This is a genomic window from Paenibacillus sp. 2KB_22 (assembly GCF_052115745.1).
Taxonomy (GTDB): Bacteria; Bacillota; Bacilli; order Paenibacillales; family Paenibacillaceae; genus Paenibacillus.
The window spans coordinates 101,263-118,590 of sequence record NZ_JBFRHG010000002.1; the positions used below are offsets into that span (position 1 = coordinate 101,263).

Annotated in this window: 12 protein-coding genes and 3 pseudogenes; 12 read left to right on the forward strand and 3 right to left on the reverse strand. The window is 43.5% G+C overall.

Annotation, left to right across the window (positions count from 1 at the left end; genetic code table 11):
- The first annotated feature begins 23 nt into the window (after window positions 1-23).
- Both AB4111_RS11400 and AB4111_RS11405 read left to right on the forward strand, forming a co-directional pair.
- A complete protein-coding gene (locus AB4111_RS11400; RefSeq protein ID WP_442031698.1) occupies window positions 24-920 on the forward strand; it encodes a helix-turn-helix transcriptional regulator in 897 nt (298 codons plus the stop codon).
- Between the two features lie 1,816 nt (window positions 921-2,736).
- Window positions 2,737-3,212, forward strand: a pseudogene (locus AB4111_RS11405) (ATP-binding cassette domain-containing protein); the annotation flags it as partial.
- Window positions 3,213-3,318: 106 nt separating this feature from the next.
- On the opposite strand, the gene AB4111_RS11410 reads toward AB4111_RS11405, so the two are convergent.
- The gene (locus AB4111_RS11410; RefSeq protein ID WP_442031699.1) at window positions 3,319-4,215 is read right to left on the reverse strand and encodes a LysR family transcriptional regulator; all 897 of its coding nucleotides are present in this window, start codon (window positions 4,213-4,215) and stop codon (window positions 3,319-3,321) included.
- A gap of 158 nt (window positions 4,216-4,373) precedes the next feature.
- On the opposite strand from AB4111_RS11410, the gene AB4111_RS11415 reads away from it, so the two are divergent.
- The gene (locus AB4111_RS11415) at window positions 4,374-5,168 is read left to right on the forward strand and encodes an SDR family oxidoreductase (RefSeq protein WP_442032752.1); all 795 of its coding nucleotides are present in this window, start codon (window positions 4,374-4,376) and stop codon (window positions 5,166-5,168) included.
- Between the two features lie 141 nt (window positions 5,169-5,309).
- Complete coding sequence (locus tag AB4111_RS11420) at window positions 5,310-5,444, forward strand: Spo0E family sporulation regulatory protein-aspartic acid phosphatase (protein WP_442032753.1); 135 nt, start codon at window positions 5,310-5,312, stop codon at window positions 5,442-5,444.
- A gap of 344 nt (window positions 5,445-5,788) precedes the next feature.
- On the opposite strand, the gene AB4111_RS11425 is transcribed toward AB4111_RS11420, so the two are convergent.
- On the reverse strand, window positions 5,789-6,367 hold the full coding sequence (locus AB4111_RS11425; RefSeq protein ID WP_442031700.1) for an isochorismatase family protein: 579 nt from the start codon (window positions 6,365-6,367) through the stop codon (window positions 5,789-5,791).
- A 130-nt stretch (window positions 6,368-6,497) separates the two neighbouring features.
- Here AB4111_RS11425 and AB4111_RS11430 point away from each other — a divergent pair, with 130 nt between their 5' ends.
- Window positions 6,498-7,379, forward strand: a complete 882-nt coding sequence (locus tag AB4111_RS11430; RefSeq protein WP_442031701.1) for a TetR/AcrR family transcriptional regulator — start codon at window positions 6,498-6,500, stop codon at window positions 7,377-7,379.
- A 365-nt stretch (window positions 7,380-7,744) separates the two neighbouring features.
- Here AB4111_RS11430 and AB4111_RS11435 read toward each other — a convergent pair whose 3' ends face one another.
- Window positions 7,745-8,296 (reverse strand): TetR/AcrR family transcriptional regulator, encoded by a 552-nt coding sequence (locus tag AB4111_RS11435; RefSeq protein ID WP_442031702.1) that lies wholly within the window; start codon window positions 8,294-8,296, stop codon window positions 7,745-7,747.
- 265 nt (window positions 8,297-8,561) lie between these two features.
- Between AB4111_RS11435 and AB4111_RS11440 the strand changes: the two genes are divergently transcribed.
- The 7 genes and pseudogenes from AB4111_RS11440 (at window position 8,562) to AB4111_RS11470 (ending at window position 17,142) form a co-directional block, all read left to right on the forward strand.
- Window positions 8,562-9,416: an SDR family oxidoreductase gene (locus AB4111_RS11440; protein ID WP_442031703.1), complete on the forward strand. Its 855-nt coding sequence runs from the start codon at window positions 8,562-8,564 to the stop codon at window positions 9,414-9,416.
- Between the two features lie 701 nt (window positions 9,417-10,117).
- Window positions 10,118-10,237, forward strand: a pseudogene (locus AB4111_RS11445) (DMT family transporter); the annotation flags it as partial.
- Window positions 10,238-10,473: 236 nt separating this feature from the next.
- Window positions 10,474-11,007: a DUF1572 family protein gene (locus AB4111_RS11450; RefSeq protein WP_442031704.1), complete on the forward strand. Its 534-nt coding sequence runs from the start codon at window positions 10,474-10,476 to the stop codon at window positions 11,005-11,007.
- A gap of 15 nt (window positions 11,008-11,022) precedes the next feature.
- Complete coding sequence (locus AB4111_RS11455; RefSeq protein ID WP_442031705.1) at window positions 11,023-11,535, forward strand: GNAT family N-acetyltransferase; 513 nt, start codon at window positions 11,023-11,025, stop codon at window positions 11,533-11,535.
- A 787-nt stretch (window positions 11,536-12,322) separates the two neighbouring features.
- Window positions 12,323-13,495 (forward strand): annotated as a pseudogene (locus AB4111_RS11460) (IS110 family transposase).
- A 321-nt stretch (window positions 13,496-13,816) separates the two neighbouring features.
- Window positions 13,817-15,607 (forward strand): sensor histidine kinase, encoded by a 1,791-nt coding sequence (locus AB4111_RS11465; protein WP_442031706.1) that lies wholly within the window; start codon window positions 13,817-13,819, stop codon window positions 15,605-15,607.
- Complete coding sequence (locus AB4111_RS11470) at window positions 15,595-17,142, forward strand: response regulator transcription factor (protein ID WP_442031707.1); 1,548 nt, start codon at window positions 15,595-15,597, stop codon at window positions 17,140-17,142. Before AB4111_RS11465 ends, AB4111_RS11470 begins: the two co-directional genes overlap by 13 nt.
- Window positions 17,143-17,328: the final 186 nt, after the last annotated feature.

The following is a 17,328-nucleotide window of genomic DNA, read 5'->3' on the forward strand; positions in this document are numbered from 1 at the left end:
TGAACATAAGGAGGGGGATGAACATGCCGCAATTACAACCGAATCGCTACAGTGAATTGGCTCAATTCCTGCGAAACCGCAGGGCGCGTATATCACCAAAGCAGCTAGGCTTGCCTGAAGGGCGGCGGCGTACGCCGGGTCTTCGCAGAGCTGAGGTAGCGACGCTAGCAGGCATCAGCCTTGAATGGTATACCTATCTGGAGCAGGGGCGTGAAATTCATGTATCCATTGAAGTGCTTGAAAGCTTGGCGAGAGTACTGCATCTGGATGAAACGGAACGCAAGCATATGTTTCTGCTGGCTCACCGCCAGCATCCTCCCGAACGCCTCCGTTCTTTGGATGTGCAGGTTAGCCCGGTGATTCAGCGGCATCTTGATAGTCTGGGAACATCTCCCGCTGCGGCTATGGATGTCAGAATGAACATACTCTCCTGGAATGATGCATTCATTGCGCTTCAGGGCGATTTTGTTAACCTGGAGGGCAATTCGGAAAGAGAGCGGAACTTTCTTTGGATTACGTTCACATCGGAATATTTTCGCACATTAAAAGGGGATCAGTGGGAGGCTCACGCCAGACGTACTACTGCCAGATTTCGGGCAGAATATGCAAAGTATGTGGATGATCCTTGGTGGGCTGAACAGGTTGAATTGTTAAGTGAGGCAAGCCCCGAATTCAAAGAGTACTGGCAGAGCTATGAAGTATTGGATGCTTACGATGCACATAAAATCATGTATCATCCAGAGGCAGGCATATTGAACTTTGACCATCTCACACTGCAACCTTTAGAATCCCCAGAGCTTGAAATATCGGTCCAAGTGCCGCTTCCGGATGGCACAGCCGGGAAGATTCAAGCGCTGATGGAGGATCGGAGTAAAAAGAGTTTTGTAAGGGAGAGTGGTTTCGAGGATCTTATTATTTAGCAGATGAGATGTTGCACTACTTGCTGAATTTGGGATTATAGGTGAATGAAATGTCTGACGAAAAAGGTTACTAAAGCGATGGTTGTAGGGTGGCACTACTTAAAAAGTGCTACACTCTGAATTTATTCTGAACCATTTTTGATTGGAAGTACAAGATTCGTTTACGGCTCAAAGAAAGAGTGGGTACAAAAGTAATATCAATTACGTATCTAAGACGTTAAAAATATATCCTTTTATAACATCTCCTTGGGGTTGATTAAGAGGGTAATATTCGGAATATGTATCAATTTGGAGCCAAAAGCAGCTCCTGCAGCCAGGTTCATTTTGTTGCAAAGACGAACATTGAATTGCTGGCCATCATGCCGGCATGAATCAACTTCCGAACAATCAATAGGCGGCCATCTTGGCTTAAGCCAATCCTTGACTGCTGTCATTGTCCTGGTTCCCAAGCTCGTGTCAAAAGGAAAAAAATTCTCCTTTGGAGACCCCAGCCATGCGGCAGGCAACGTCCAAAAAATCCTTATGGACATATTGGATCAGAAGTGGCTGAAGAATAGCCAGAACTCATTTAATATAGCAAAAGGAGATAGGTTATATCATGCTAGGTTCTTAAAAAATTTCGCCCTATTTATGATACGGAGAATCGTATCATTTGATTGCGGAACTTCGTCGACATAGGCTTTAAACTAACGGGAGACGTTAGTTCAGAACAACACGACTGCAGCCGGCTGTGATAGGCTGCTGTTTTTGTTTTGTTGAGGGACAAGAACATGGTCCTATTGAAGTCGCTATTTTAGCGGCTTTTTTTATTTTATCGGTACAAGTTCTTTTCCCAAGCCAAGGACACGATTGCCGGAGTGGACAAGAACATGGTCCGATTACCGATTAGATAAACACCTAACTAAGTTTCATGCAATTTCATTTAACAAATGTGTAGGAAAAATAAACTAATTGTACAGTGAAAATATAGTATTTTCTTAGTGTTTAGGTTCAAGATAAGTCCCTGTTTAAGCACTACATGCTACACGCGTAGGTTCTTTAATAGGTGACTGGAATTGGAATATATAAAGGAGGACGTAACCCGCCAAGGCGCGGAGGGCAGTGCTTAGACTTTCATGAATAAAAGAGGTGTCTGTGGTATTATATGTAATTACGGGTTATGAAATAAATGGATTATTTGAGAAGAAAATCGGGGAATCAAAATATGGAACGTAAAATTCAACTAATGGAAACCTACGTAAATATCGACTTTGGAAACTTACCCTTTTAAAATTAGATAAAGGATTGCAAATTCCATACTCTTCAATCGAGGGAATAACAACAGGTAGACCCATACCCAATGCTTTTAAACTATATGGTGCTTTATTAGGAGAAAAGAGAAATGGGTTATTTAGATCAAATGGTGCTTATCAACTCCACTTTTTTGAAAATGAGCTTGAAACTCTTCATTTAGATTTGAATAGCTTGAAAGTTAGTATGTTCAAAATATCAAAGTTGATCATTGGTGTTGAAAATCCTGAAGAAATAAGTAAAAACAATTCCGAAAGAGTGAAGTGATAATTTGTTGATGAATTGTACTTTGAACTGAACCAAATAACCAAGATATTCAAAAAACAGTCTTGACCATGTTATAAATCAAATTTTTTGAAGCGGTGAAATAGAAAAGATAATGCCGGCGATTCTAAAGTCGCTATTATAGCGGCTTTTTTATGAGTTCTCAGGTTGATATCTATCAAGTTGCTCATAGACATCCTTTTTCAATTTTGCTAATGGCTTAGACTTTAGTCTATTCTTCATACCAATATATTCACCTAACGACCGGGTTGTTCTCTCCGGCAGTAACGGCTCAGGCAAATCAAACATTCTGAAGCTGATCTGCGGCGAGGACATTAGCTATACCGGCCGCTTCGCAAGAGACAGCCAGCTGGCTATCTCGTATGTATCCCAGGACACCTCGCATCTCCAGGGCAGCCTGAACGATTATGCCAGAGAACGGGGAATCGAGGAGAGCCTGTTCAAAGCCATCCTGCGGAAGAGTGATTTCTCACGGCTGCAATTCGAGAAAGATATGTCCACCTCAGCGGCGTGCTGAAGAAGAAGGTGCTGATCGCCGCCAGCCTCAGCGAGCAGGTGCATCTGCACATCTGGGATGAGCCGCTCAACTTCATTGATGTTATCTCTCGGATGCAGATTGAGGAGTTGCTGCTGGAGTATGCGCCGACGATCCTGTTTGTAGAGCATGACCGGGAATTCTGCACGAATATTACAACGAAGCGTTATAGCTTGGATTAAATAACTGCAGCCGGTATTCCGGCTGTCAATAAGGCCGCACAGAGCGTCTTTTTTGGAACACGGGGGCGCTCTGTTTGCATTAATCGCTGGGTATAGTATCCCGGGGTTAGCTGCCGGGGTTCGGCAACACGTCGGCAGTCTCGCGGATATACTCAATGAATCTTCTGGCTGCAGGGGACAAGTAACGGTCCTTGCGCCATTGCAGGCCCACCTCCCATTCCCAGCCCGGCTCCTGGATGGGAATCCAGACCAGGTCGTCAAGCGCAAGGCCCAGCGTCTGCGGAAGCACGGAGACGCCGAGTCCCGCTTTGATGAAGCCGGCCACAGTAATCAGATCCTCAGCATAATAGGTGGAGGCCAGCTCGAAGTTGGTATTGCTGAACAGTGAGGTGATGGTATGTTTCAGCCCGCAATTCGTCTTCAGGCCTACGAACGGCTCACCCGACAGCTCGAACAGACTCAGTGAGGAACGCGAGGCGAACCGGTGGGAACTGGAGACCACGATATATATTGGTAATCTGCGAATCACCATCCATTCCTTATTCTCCGTCGTAGTCTCTCTGGACGTAATCAGCATATCCGAGGTCCCGTTATCTAGCGCTTCATCGATATCCCCGTGATTCCCCTGATACAGATCAAACTGCACCTTCGGGTGATCTGCCTGATAGTCCCGGATCAGCGAAGGAATCAGGTCAACACCGAGAATATTGAGATAGGATATATGGACGATCCCAGTCTCCGCATTGGACGACTCCTCAATCTCCCGCACCCCATTCCCGATGTTACGCAGCGCTTCTTCGACCCGCGAACTGAACATAACACCATAGCGGTTCAACTGGACATTGCGGCCTTTACGCTCGAATAAGGGAACGCCCAGCTCACTTTCCAGCTTAGAAATCGCATGGCTCAGTGCCGGCTGGGTAATGCGCAGTGCCTTGGAGGCGGAGGTCATATGCTCAAGCCGGGCGACAGTCAGAAAGTACTCCAATTGGGTAAGCTCCATTAACGCTGACTCCTTTATATATGAATGTTATTAATCAATTTAATGAAAATAATAAATTAGACGCACGTATTAATCAAGTCTAAGATATACATATAGACCTTAGACGGCTGGACTTCTCGCCTATCCTGAGGAATCTCTAATGAAATGAGGCTGTAATGATGGCTATAACTTATGCTAGTCCGCTGACAGAATACGAAGGTAAAAGAATCCTGGTAACAGGCGGTACGAAGGGAATGGGACAGGCAATCGCTGCACGGTTCACAGCGGCAGGAGCTGAAGTTATGACTACTGCCCGGACACTTCCGACGGAAGGGCCCCAATCGGATTTGTTCGTCCAGGCCGATCTGTCCACGCCCGAAGGCGTGGAGCAAGTCATTGCCGCAGTCAAGGCCCGGTTCGGGCGGATCGACATTCTGGTGAATAACGCTGGCGGCAGCTCAACGCCAGCCGGGGGATTTCTCGCAGCATCCGATGAACACTGGATGGATGCGCTGAATCTGAACCTGCTGGCAGCTGTGCGGCTGGACCGAGGGCTGATCCCGCTCATGCTGGAGCAGGGCAAGGGAGTCATCATCCACATCTCTTCCATTCAAAGAGTGCTGCCGCTGATCGAATCGACCATCCCTTATGCAGCCGCCAAAGCGGCGTTAAGCAGTTACAGCAAGAGCCTATCTAAGGAATTCTCTCCGAAGGGCATCCGGGTGAACCGGGTCGCGCCGGGGTTTATTCAAACCGAAGCAACCGAGGACTTCTTGAAGAGTATCGCGGAGGTGACAGGCAGTGTGGAAAGTGCGTTGCAATCGGTAATGGACGCGCTGGGCGGCATCCCCATCGGACGCCCCGGCTTTCCTGAAGAGGTGGGCGAGCTGGTAGCCTTCCTCGCTTCCGACCGCGCAGCTTCTATAACGGGTGCCGAGTACGTGATTGACGGGGGAACGGTACCTACGGTTTAAGCTACAAACAGTCCGGCAAGCCAATTATGGCTGCGCCGGACTGTTTTTTTATTGAATTTTTGTTCATATGGTTAAGTCAATAATTTGAGCAGAAACCGATAGGATATATTTAGGTGAATCATTATGATTAAAAATTCAGATATGAGCACTTTGGAACAAGAGAGACAGTCCCTAAATAAATTAGTAAACTTATATGGGCTTGCAAACCCTTTAGTCATAAAACAATCTGAACGATTAGATGATTTTGTTAAGCTTAAAAGGTATAACAGTGTATAAGTCATGGACAAAATCCGATAAATAGTACGCAGTTTTATTATCGATGGACGTTTAAATTATTTAATGGCTCAAATAATCAGTGTTTTTAGCAGACATAGGGTAGCTCTGTTCATGTAACAGATGTCAAACTCCAGTAGGTAAAGTGGCATGAACTAGTGCACCAACTAAGATTAGGTAGTGCTTTAAGAGCCAACAGTTTAGAAAAGTTAAAGCAAAGTCACTTTGTTTGTTGCGTGCGCTTGCTTTAACTTGAAAAGACCAGTGTCGTAGAAAAGTAACTTTGTATCATTTCAGATGCGTGATTGTTAAAATACCTCTCACCGATTAAGTCCTTTGATGTGCATCTATGTTTGAAGTGCTGCACAAGCGAGAATCTCGTCGGTCGTGCGGATTCGGCCGATACGTGGGAAGATGACTTTGCTTACGTGCTCATGTTCTGCCTCGCTGAATCCGGTCATGGCGTCGATCGCAAAAATTACCTGGTACCCATGAGCAAATGCTTCTCGCGCCGTTGTATCAACTCCGATCCCTGAAGCAATTCCGCAGAGTACGATCGTAGTAATGCCTCTCCGGCGCAATTGTTGATCCAGATCCGTCCCGTAAAATGCACCCCACTGACGTTTAGTAATTAGATGGTCGTTAGCAGTGACTCCAATTTCAGGCACAATTTCATCCCAACCAGGCACCAGTTTGATCGCTGGAGGTTCTTGATCCAGCAGGGGACGAGGCATGTCTTTGAAATCTTTCGAAGAAACGCGTACGAGTCCAACGAAAGCACCTGCCTCACGGAAAGTTTGAACCATGGCAGAGGCACGTTCGACAACCTGTTCTGCCGAATGAGGGGCGTATTGGTTTCCGATCCATTTCTGTAAGTCGATTACGATTAAGGCCGTTTTAGAAAATTGATATAACTGCTCTTTCATGTTAATCACACTCCAGTTTCAGGTTGTTCATCATTGACTGTTAGTTCAAATATATGAACGCAAAGTTTTTGACTCTGTGTTCATAATATTGTACTATGGGTTTAACGTTGTCAAGAGGAGATGCATGAGCATGAGCGTAACGAAGCAAGATATCATTTATTCGGCTTCTAAGATGTTTAAAGAAAAAGGTTATCTGGCTACATCCATTCAGGAAATTGCCCAGGACTGTTCCATAGCAAAGGGCTCCGTGTACAAATATTTCCCTTCTAAAGAGGATTTATTGTGTGAGGTTTTCGACCAATGCCAATTGGCCTATTTTGATCAGGCTAAACGTTTGAAAGATATCGGAACGGGAAGCCCTCAGGAGCGACTTGTGGATCAGATCGTATTTCGTTTTCAGTATTTCATGGAATATCGTCATATTATGGTGGATTTCATTGAACTACCGATTACGCAATACGAAACTTTTCGCAAATTGAGGAACCACGTTCGTGAGCGAATGATGGAGTGGCACAGATCATGGCTTGTAGAAGTCTATGGTCATAGAATCAAACCGTATCTCTGGGATTTGATCTTTATTTACCGAGCAATTCTAAAAGATTATCTGCAGCGCGTCATCTCCGAAGAGAATCTATTGTCCGTTGAGGATACAGCTTGGTTTATCGTTGATAAGATAGATGCGCTAGTCAACCACATGTCCAAGTCAGGTTCGAACGGACTGCTTGAGAAAAGCGCATATGAAACATTTATTCATTCAGGCTCAAACGACTGGGATGGTGAAAAAGAACGGATTACCGAAGAGTTGCTCGGCAGAGTGATTTCTATCATTGAGGCATGGAAGGGTGGGGCAGAGCGCCGTAAGGAATTGCAAGAGATTGTTCAATTGTTGAATAGCGAGATTGATCAGACTGAGTCAAAGAGGTCGGTTATTCAAGCGCTATGTGCATACTTGGAACAAGAGAAAGAACTAAGAAGTACAGTTATTCAGTTAAAGCAAACCCTCCTGTCGTAGGTTAGGAATATTGGTGTAGGTAAGAAACTTTTCCTTCATTTCATTAAACTACTGGGCAGTTTAGTTGAAAATTAATTACGGAGAACCGTATCACAAGTAGTGGTAAAGCGGAGAATTGTGATGAATGTCGAAACGATAATGCTCAATTTCAGGCTGGTGCTTAGGCAACTTCGACGCATGTGGAATGCCTAATATTGATGGTACGAAATAAGATGTGACAGTACTGCTCATGAATAAGTAATTTGTATCAAGTTTGTTAAGTGTTTTGTGTTGTAACCAGACAATATTATCATTAACTTAATTGCATCTACAGCCACCGCCGCTGTAGATGCTTTTTTCATGCATATAAATTTTCTTCATCCGAGTTATTCTAGTTTTATGAAATGCAATATTTGCTTTACGTAATCTTCTGGTTTTGTCGTGTGATCTTGCATCCAATGCATTGCAGCCCCATAAAGTGACCAGCTTAACATCACCGCAAAAGTCTCTACTTCTATTCGGTTTGGGTTAGACCATTGTTTTCGTGTCCACTCTGAAAAAAAGGCTTGGAGTTCATTTTTAAAGATCCTTTCTATTTGGGGTGTAAATGCTTCATAACTTCGATGACATTGGTTACTAATCATTGTTTGGAACTTAATAATCGAGTTAAAAATAGCCCTAATCGTCTCTTCGTTAATGACCTCATGCGTACTTACTTCTTGAAGGACATCTCTCATCATGCTTTCACGTAACACTTTTTCAAGCAAGTCATATTTGTCAATGAAATGATTATAAAATGTTGCGCGATTAACCGTTGCAGCAGATGTAATATCCCCAATTGTGAAGTCTTTAAAATCCTTTTTCGTCGATAACTCTAAAAATGCATCCATAATGAGCTTTCGGGTGCGAAGAGTACGGGGATCGACTTGTTTTTCCATAAAACTCTCACCTTTTCTTAGACATTTTTATCACTATGTTGGATAAGCGATAAATCTGTAATAATGTTGATTGCTTATAGATATCCAACTTGCTATATTGATTTTACAACAAGTGTTGCCTAAGCGAAAGGTGTTAATCGAGGAGGTAAGAGAATGGTCAAATTTGATGATTAGATTCTTAACCATTCTTTCGCTTGTTGTATGTATTCTTTATGTTCCATAAATGATTTAAAAGAGATAATTATAAATAGGAGGTAATTGAATCATGAAAATTGGTGTAAGTGGTGCTAGTGGACAGTTGGGTGGAGTAATGGTAAAAGAATTATTGGAGCGTGCGGCTGGACAACATAGCGTTGTAGCAATCACTCGTACTCCAAAGAAAATTGCTATTGATGGCGTTGAAGGGCGTTTCGGTGATTACGATCAACCATCTTCGCTGATCGAGGCTTACAAAGGTTTGGATCGCTTACTGCTTATTCCGTCGTCCGAAGTAATACCTGGTCGTCGTTCAGAACAGTTTATTGCAGCTATTGATGCAGCTGTAGAAGCCGGCGTTCCACACATTGTCCTTATTTCATCTACAGGCGTGCGCAACACTGAAAAATCGAACATTGCATATGACTACTTTGTCAGTGAACAGCATTTGATGCGTAAAGCAAGCAAATGGAGTATTTTGCGCATGAACTACTATGCAGAGTTTCTCATCATGGATGCGCAAATGTCGTTAACTCATGGCGTTCTTCCAGGTATCACTGAAAACAAAGTCGCATTCGTTTCGCGCGATGATCTCGCCGCTGCAGCAGCTGGTTTGCTAGTCGGCGATCATCACGATGGAGCAATTTATAACGCAACTGGACCAGAAAGCCTAACAGGTGCACAGCGTGCAGAACTCATCGCGAAAGCTAGCGGTAAACCACTTTCATTTATATCAGTACCAGTTGAGACGCTACGAGATCAGCTTCAGCAAGGGGGACTTCCAGCAGAAATTATCAATCTAGTTGTGAGTAGTCAGCAAAACTTCTCTACTGGAGATTTCGATATCGTTACAGGGGATATTGAAAAATTATCTGGTCGTCCAGCACGAAGCCTTGAATCTATTCTGTCAACCGCATTTCATTAAAACGAATGCATGGGACAACTCAGGATAGTGTCCCATAACGATTTGAATTAAAACGGGGGTATTCATCTTAGCGGCTCCGTCCATCTGTTGCAACTGCGCTTAGCCGCTCTGAAATCAAATAGCAATACCAATGTCGCATCTACAGCCACCGTCACTGTAGATGCTTTTTCATGCACAAAAAAATACAGATAAATGATGATAAAACCTTGAAAACACGCCGAAAGGAAATTCGGGGGATGCAGCATTATCAACTCCAAGGAAGCAATGCCAAGCCCCAGTTTATCGCTCAACGATTTAGCTAAAGCAATCGCTTCCTCGGTAAAATGAGTAGGAAAAGGGGAACGTAAACGATGCAATTGGATTTACCGATGTCAGTTGAGGAACATTGAAAGTCGCTATTTTGATACAGTTAGTGTCGAGGGACAAGAACTTGTACCGATTGGCCTTTCAGTTGGCGGTACCCGAGAAGGTTAGTTTAAGGTCATGCGAGGTGAGCCGTATCATTAGTAGGGCGAATTTTTTTATGGCTTATGTAACAAGAGAACTTCCTCGAAGAAGTCAATCAACCGATCGTGTATTTACCGCGAACCCCTCCCTTTGCTTATGAATAGTTTATCGGATATCCCGTCGATCTGTTCTGTCTCGAGCCGACTGTTCTATTCGCTTGCGATTATAATACAGCATATGGGAGGGGAAAAACGATGATCAACGTGAATTATTTGCTGATTTGTTTGTTTTTCGGCACGACTTTCCTGGCGTTCCGAATTGGCGTCGATGCGTCTGTGCCGCCTTTCTTCTCTGCGGGGATCCGGTTTTTTGTTGGATCTCACGAGCATGCCGCAAGATTTGTTCACCCGCCTTCGTCAGCTTTACGCCGTTGCGAAAAAATATTCTATTAGCAACACACACCTATTTACGTTCGACCCAAAGCCAGGGTTTGACCTCTATACACGGGATTTTGCACCGACAGAGTCGGATATCGCCATCCGCGTTGGAGAATTCGCGCATGTAACGTTTGAAGCTAATCTGCGACTACATGAAAGTTGGAGGGATTCCTTTGATTGAACTGACTAAATACATCATGGAAGATATGAACAAGCAGCTTGACCGAATCGAGAAGAGCTTGAATCAGCTAAGTGATGAACTCATTTGGACTAGAATGAAGGATTCCATGAACAGCATCGGGAATCTCATCTTGCATTTGGCAGGCAACGAATATCAGAATTTTGTGAGCGCTATCGGAAACAAGCCGTTCATCCGGGAGCGTACTCGCGAATTTACGATGGACGAGGGAACATCAAAAGAAGAGCTGATTAGTCTAATACGGAAAACCCGTTCTGAATCGGAAGAAGTGTTATCTGCTTTATCGAACGATGATTTATTTCGGGAGGTCATCATTCGCTATGACCGCGATGATTGGAACCGAATGCACCGAGTGGATGCCCCTGCCGATGAAACCTATGATACAAGAGTAATCGGCCGTCTGCTTATACAGGTGTCGGCACACTATGGATATCATGCGGGGCAGATCGTGGTGCTTGCCAAGATGCTGCAAGATACGAATGAACATGTTACGGGTCATTACCATTGAGGAAGGTAGATTGTTGTGATCAAACTTGAACGCTTCGGACATATCGACTTTAAGCAACTAATCGATTGGATTGATTCGCCGAAATTTATGCTTCAATGGGGAGGAAGAACGTTTAGCTACCCTTTAACAGAACAACAATTAGAGAATTATATCAGTAACGATACACTAATTTATAGGGTGGTACTTGAAGAAAATGAAGAGGTTATTGGGCATATCAATTTAACGATTGATCGAATAAACAATTCGGGGAGATTAGGTAAGGTTTTAGTTGGGGAAAGAAACCTGAAAGGACATGGCATTGGGCAACTAATGGTACAGAAGGTTTTAAATATCGCTTTCGAACAATTGAAATTACACAGAGTCAGCCTCGGAGTATTTGATTTTAATCTTCCCGCGATTGCTTGTTACGAGAAGGCTGGGTTTGTAAAAGAAGGACTACTTCGAGAAGCACGAAAAGTTGACAACGAATTTTGGAACTTGTGGGAAATGAGCATTTTAGAAAAAGAACGGTTGTATAAAAGGAATTAATTGTCGAGGGACAAGAACATGCTCCCATTGAAGTCGCTATTTTAGCGGCTTTTTTATTTTATCGGTACAAGTTCTTGTCCCGAGCCAAGGACAAGAACTTGTTCCTATTGCCGATTAGGCGTGTATCTAAACATTGAGCATATCACTTAAAACCTGATTAAGTACCGTAACACATGAAAATGTTCACATTGTTATGGAACAACTGACACGATGAGAGGTTAAACACAACCAGCTAGGTATTAAAAAAGTGAAATATATCTGGATCTAGGAAGTATACTTTAAATTTTGGATCGTGGATTCAACAAAATTTTCTTTCAAGATAGAAGCATTTTGTATTAGTTAAGATATGCGTAATGGATAATATAGAAATTGAAAAGGATGGGGTGAGTAAGCCTCACCCGGCCCGATCTCAACGATTCTGGAATTTCACCATGTTCACCAGAACAGACGAGCGAAAGTTGATTATAGAGGACAGAAAGCCTCTATTTGTACATAACTGTCGAGGGACAAGAACATATACCCATTGAATTCGCTATTTTAGCTGCTTTCGTATTATCAGGTTAGCCAGTTCTGGTTGGCCTTTTTTTATGGTCGTTTTACGATGGGGGGAGCCGTGAGAACGCTGCGGCTTTAGGGGAGAGAACCTCGTACAAAAAACTGTTCTCCCACGACATCCAAAAAACCATGTTTGAGCTGGTAGAAGCGCTAGACCTCGTATAACAAGCGAAGCTATGGATTTGGAACCATCGTGGAAAGAGCCGGCAAAGCTAAAACAAGGAGTGAAGGGATGGAGCCTGTTGTTGGGGTGTATGTTGCTAAATGTTCAATTGTGGCGCAAGCGTTTTTGACTCGAAACGAGCCATATGGTAAAGCAGTAGAGATTGTGCATGAAACAAGGGGATTTGAACAATTCACAGAATGGCTGGAAACCCTTCAAGCTGAAACGGTATTCCTCAGGTAGTGGTTCTGGAATCGACAGAGCATTACCACCGCGCATTGGTTTCTTTTTTGGATGGAAGTGGATACACCTACTACATGGTAAATCCGTTAATCCAAACGAGCTAAAGGAGCAAAGTTACGCATAGTGAAAACGGATGCATTGGATGCCTGGCACCTGACTGAAATGTACTATCGTGGTGAAGTGAAACCACACCGAACCTGGGACGAGACGTATATGGAGTTGCAGCATTTGACCCGGCAGCATGAATTCGTTACAGGAATTTTGGTTCAGGCGAAGTTGAACAGCAGAGCGCTACTCTAGCAAGTGTTTCCAAGATATGAGGAGGTAGTTTCGAATGTGTTTTCGGTCACGTCATTGACGGTGCCGACCCGTTGTTTAGAGGGAGGTACAACTAATTCGATTGAAGTGATTCAAGAAGGCACACGACAATCTGGTTCCAAGCGGTGGACAATTGAAAAAGTCGAAAACTGGAGGAAGTGCTGTGTGACTGGAGAGAAACTCGGCGTAGTCCATCTCAAAGCCAGGCGCTACTCGGGATGGTCACTTTATTTCTGACGATGATTGGGCAACTGGACGAGCTCGAAAAGCATATGGAGGAGATGGCGGCAAGCTTACCCGAAGTCGAACTTGTGAAAAGCATCCAGGGAATTAGCATAAAATTGGCGGCAGCTATTGTAGCTGAAATGGGTGATGTCAAGCAGTTTAGCGATTCGAAACAACTTGTGGCGTTTGCAGGTCCTGACCCTAGGATTTTTAGTTCAGGAAAGTTTACAGCAACAAGCACACGAATAACAAAACGCGGTTCAAAAAGACTTCGACGTTCGCTGTACTTGGCTGTACAATGCGGTATACGGAGAAAAACGAATTCAAGAATTTGTTCGTACTACCAGAAAAAGAAACGAAAGTAAGCCCTACAAGGTGGTCTTGATCGCCTGCGCAAACAAGCTATTGCATCACATTTTCGCCATCTTGCAGAAAGGCCAGCCCAACCAAGTTTAACCTATATTTAACCAAAAACTCCATAGCCGTGGAGTTTTTTCGTGTTACTTGGAAAAAGTATAACACAAAAAAAGACCTGAAATGCTTGACAAGTATTAGCTGGTTTTTTGTTTTAAGGAACCAATCCTTGTCCCATGCTGAGGACAAGATTAGATGAGATTCTCATCAAATTCACGTGCTGGCTGTTTAAAATGATATCTGATCAATTCGGACTTTATTTGAGTTCTCTTCTTGAAAATGTTCATTGACTATCTAAAAAGAGAAGAGTACATTTGGTTTTATGCTAAAAGGAGAACTAAATGTAGGAAAGAGGATCGTGCTATGCGTTTTATGCGAAGACTAAATGACATCAGGCTTAAAAGTAAGCTGTCCTTGATATTTATAACGGTGGCTGTACTCCCGCTTTTAGTAAGTGGTATCTATCTAACAAGCAAGTTGAGGGAAGTCATGATCCTGAACGCCTTTGAGCAAGCAACGAATAACGTAGAACGTGTCCAAAAAAGAACAGAGGAGGTAATCAATGTATCCATAGATATTTCCTATCAACTCTCCAATGATAACCGGATGAAATCTATAGTCAGCCGAAGTTATGAAAGCTATAACGAAATTATTCAAACCTATCGTCAATACACGGACATTCGAGATTATATGCGGCTGTATAAAGAGATAAAGTCAATACGGTTATACACGGACAATCCAACCATGCTTAATAACTGGGAATTTATGCAGCCAGATGACCGAACAAAAGAGTCAGATTGGTTCAAGTCTGCCTTAAGTCAAAAGGGGCTGGCTGGTTGGGGCTACATTGAGGATGAGCGTGATCAAAAACATTACCTGAGCCTTGTTCGAAAAATCAATCTGGATAATCTGAAAGATGAGAGTGTTTTGGTTATTAACGTGAATTCTGATTTACTGAATTCAATTCTGTCTCAGGAGACATTTTCCACGATGATTGTTGATGACAACAACCATATTGTTGCGGCCAATCGGCCAGATCTTTACGGTAAGAACCTCGCTTCTGTTCACGGGGGGAGCAACATGATGTCTCAAACCCAGGGCAGCTACGAAGCTGTCATGGATGGAAAGAAATCCAAGGTGGTCATAGCAAACGTAACTCCTCAAAACAGCTGGAATGGATTCCGCATTATTTCCGTTTTTACGGTATCGGACATTCTACAAGATGCAAACGCTATCATACGTTTGGCTACTTTGGTGATAGGTGGATGTCTAATCATTGCAATAGTGCTTGTTTATATCTCCGCATCCTTTATAGCAAGAAGATTGCTCCGACTCAGTAAACATATGTCCCGAGTAGGCACGGTATCCTGGGATACATACCTAGACCTCGACGGAAAAGATGAGATTGGACAACTATCTCGGCAATTCAATGATCTGGTTCACCGGATCAGTGAACTGATGTTTGAAGTGGAAGAAAGCAATCAGCAGAAACAGTTATTATTACAAAAACAAAATGATATCAAATTCAAGATGCTGGCAAGTCAGGTGAATCCCCACTTTCTGTTTAATACACTTGAATCCATCCGAATGGAAGCTCATCTTCGCGGGGAAGAGGGGCTGGCCCAAGCCGTATGGCAGCTAAGCATGTTACTCCGAAACAGTTTGGAGGTCGGAAGCCGTCAGATTCCGTTATCGGATGAGTTGAATATGGTACGTTGTTACTTGGAACTTCAAAAATTTCGATATGAAGACCGGCTTCAATACAGTATGGAAATCGATCCGGAAACCGAACAGATAGAAATCCCACCGCTGATCATTCAACCTTTGGTTGAAAATTCGATCGTCCACGGGCTAGATCGCAAAGAGGGCCCAACGCTGATCACTATTCGTACTAAGTTTAATGATCAGGATATGCTTTTGATCGAAATCCACGATGATGGCGCAGGTATTTCACCCATGAAAATGAGCCAGCTAGAAAAACAGTTAACGGGCTCCGATGAGTCAGGGGATCGTATTGGTCTTCGTAACGTAAATGACCGATTGGAACTCACCTACGGTACAGCTTCAAGGCTCACCATCAATAGCATAGAGAAGAAAGGCACCTGTATCACATTTTGCATACCGAAGGAGGGTCGAACTTTATGTTTTCAGTGATCATTGTTGATGATGAACCCAAACTACGGTTGGGGTTGCAAACGTTAATACCTTGGAAGGAATTGGGGTTCGAAGTGATTGGAACAGCAGCTGGTGGGAATGAAGCGCTTCGGATATTTGAAAAAACGATTCCTGATGTATTGTTGGTGGATATCCGTATGCCGGGAATGGACGGACTTGAACTCCTTCAGGAAATCCGCCACCGTGGCTGGCCCAGTCATGTTATTATTCTCAGTGGTTATGCTGATTTTGAGTATGCACGCCAGGCCCTTCAATTCGGCGTCGATGCTTATCTGTTGAAACCGGTGAACAAGGAAGAACTGTCGGCATCTCTCCAAAAGATTCACGAACAGCTCTCGAAGGTGCACGAAAAAAGCCTGTTACAACAAACAAATACGCCAGAATGGATACTTTACTCATTACTAACCGGTAAACATGCGTTAGATGATTCCCTTTTGAGTGAATGGTCAAACTCATTTGAAGTGAACTGGACAACCTATCAAATTGTTTTAATTGGCTTCTCTGGCCTGGACCAAGAAGAAAGCGAACAAATTCAGAATTTCAAGGATGTGGTGAGCAGAACCTATGCTTCCGGACGTCAAGGAGTCGTATTATATTTCGCTCCGTACATCGTCCTGCTGCTTGGCAGCTCTCCTGTAAGCGAAGCAGGGTGGAGTGAACTCTATAAGAACCTTCAACTCTTATCGGGAGAGCTTCGATTCGAAATGGACGTAGCGTTGGGCCAGCCTGTTCGGTCACTAGATGACATCATTCATTCTTTCAAAACGGCACGATCTCTTTTGGAACATAGTTTCTTTTACGATAGGGGAAGGCTCCTGACCGAGGAAACACCAGAATCTTATCGACAGGAAACGGATCAACATTCAGGATCTTCCCTATCTAGCAAAGAAGAAGAGGCCTTCAGGCTCCATTACCTGGTCGATGTTGGACATGCAAGTGCGATCTCTTCTTTTTTAAACGAAATAGCATGGCAGCAAGTGGCTGCTCAAGCAGAGGAAAAGCAGATTCGTGACCGCTTCTTCTACCTGGCCAATGAAACGGTTCGAAAAGTCCATCCACGTGTCTGGTCTATGAGTGGTTATCCAGGCGAGCCGGCCCAATTTCTTGCTGAAGTATATCATTCCCGTTATATGCAGGATCTCATTGACCGAATATCAGTTGTCATGGAGAGGCTGGCTCAATGTGCAGATTATAACAGCAAGGACAATGAAATGAAGCGATTGCTGGATTATATAGATCGCCACTATGGAGATAACCTAAAATTAGAAATGCTGGCCGTTTTGTTTAATTACAGCAGCTCCTATCTGGGTCAACTTTTCAAAAGTTATACAGGAGAATATTTTAACGCATATCTTGACCGGATACGGATCCAAAAAGCGAAGGAATTACTGGCTCAGGATATGAAGGTTTACGAAGTCGCTGAAAGGGTAGGATATTCAAACGTCAATTATTTTTATAGTAAATTTAAAAAGCTGGAAGGAAGATCACCTTCCTTCTATCAGAAAAAAGAATGAGCAAAACTCCTCTACTAATGGAATTAACGAATAGTAGGGGAGTTTTCTGTTATTAGTATGGAAATGAAATGAGGGTTTCTGAAAACATAGATAATTTTAGAATGAAAGGATCTGAAATTTGTGATATGTCCTGGATGTCCCTGTGCCAATATAGTGGATACGAAAGGAGGGAATACAATCATTTGA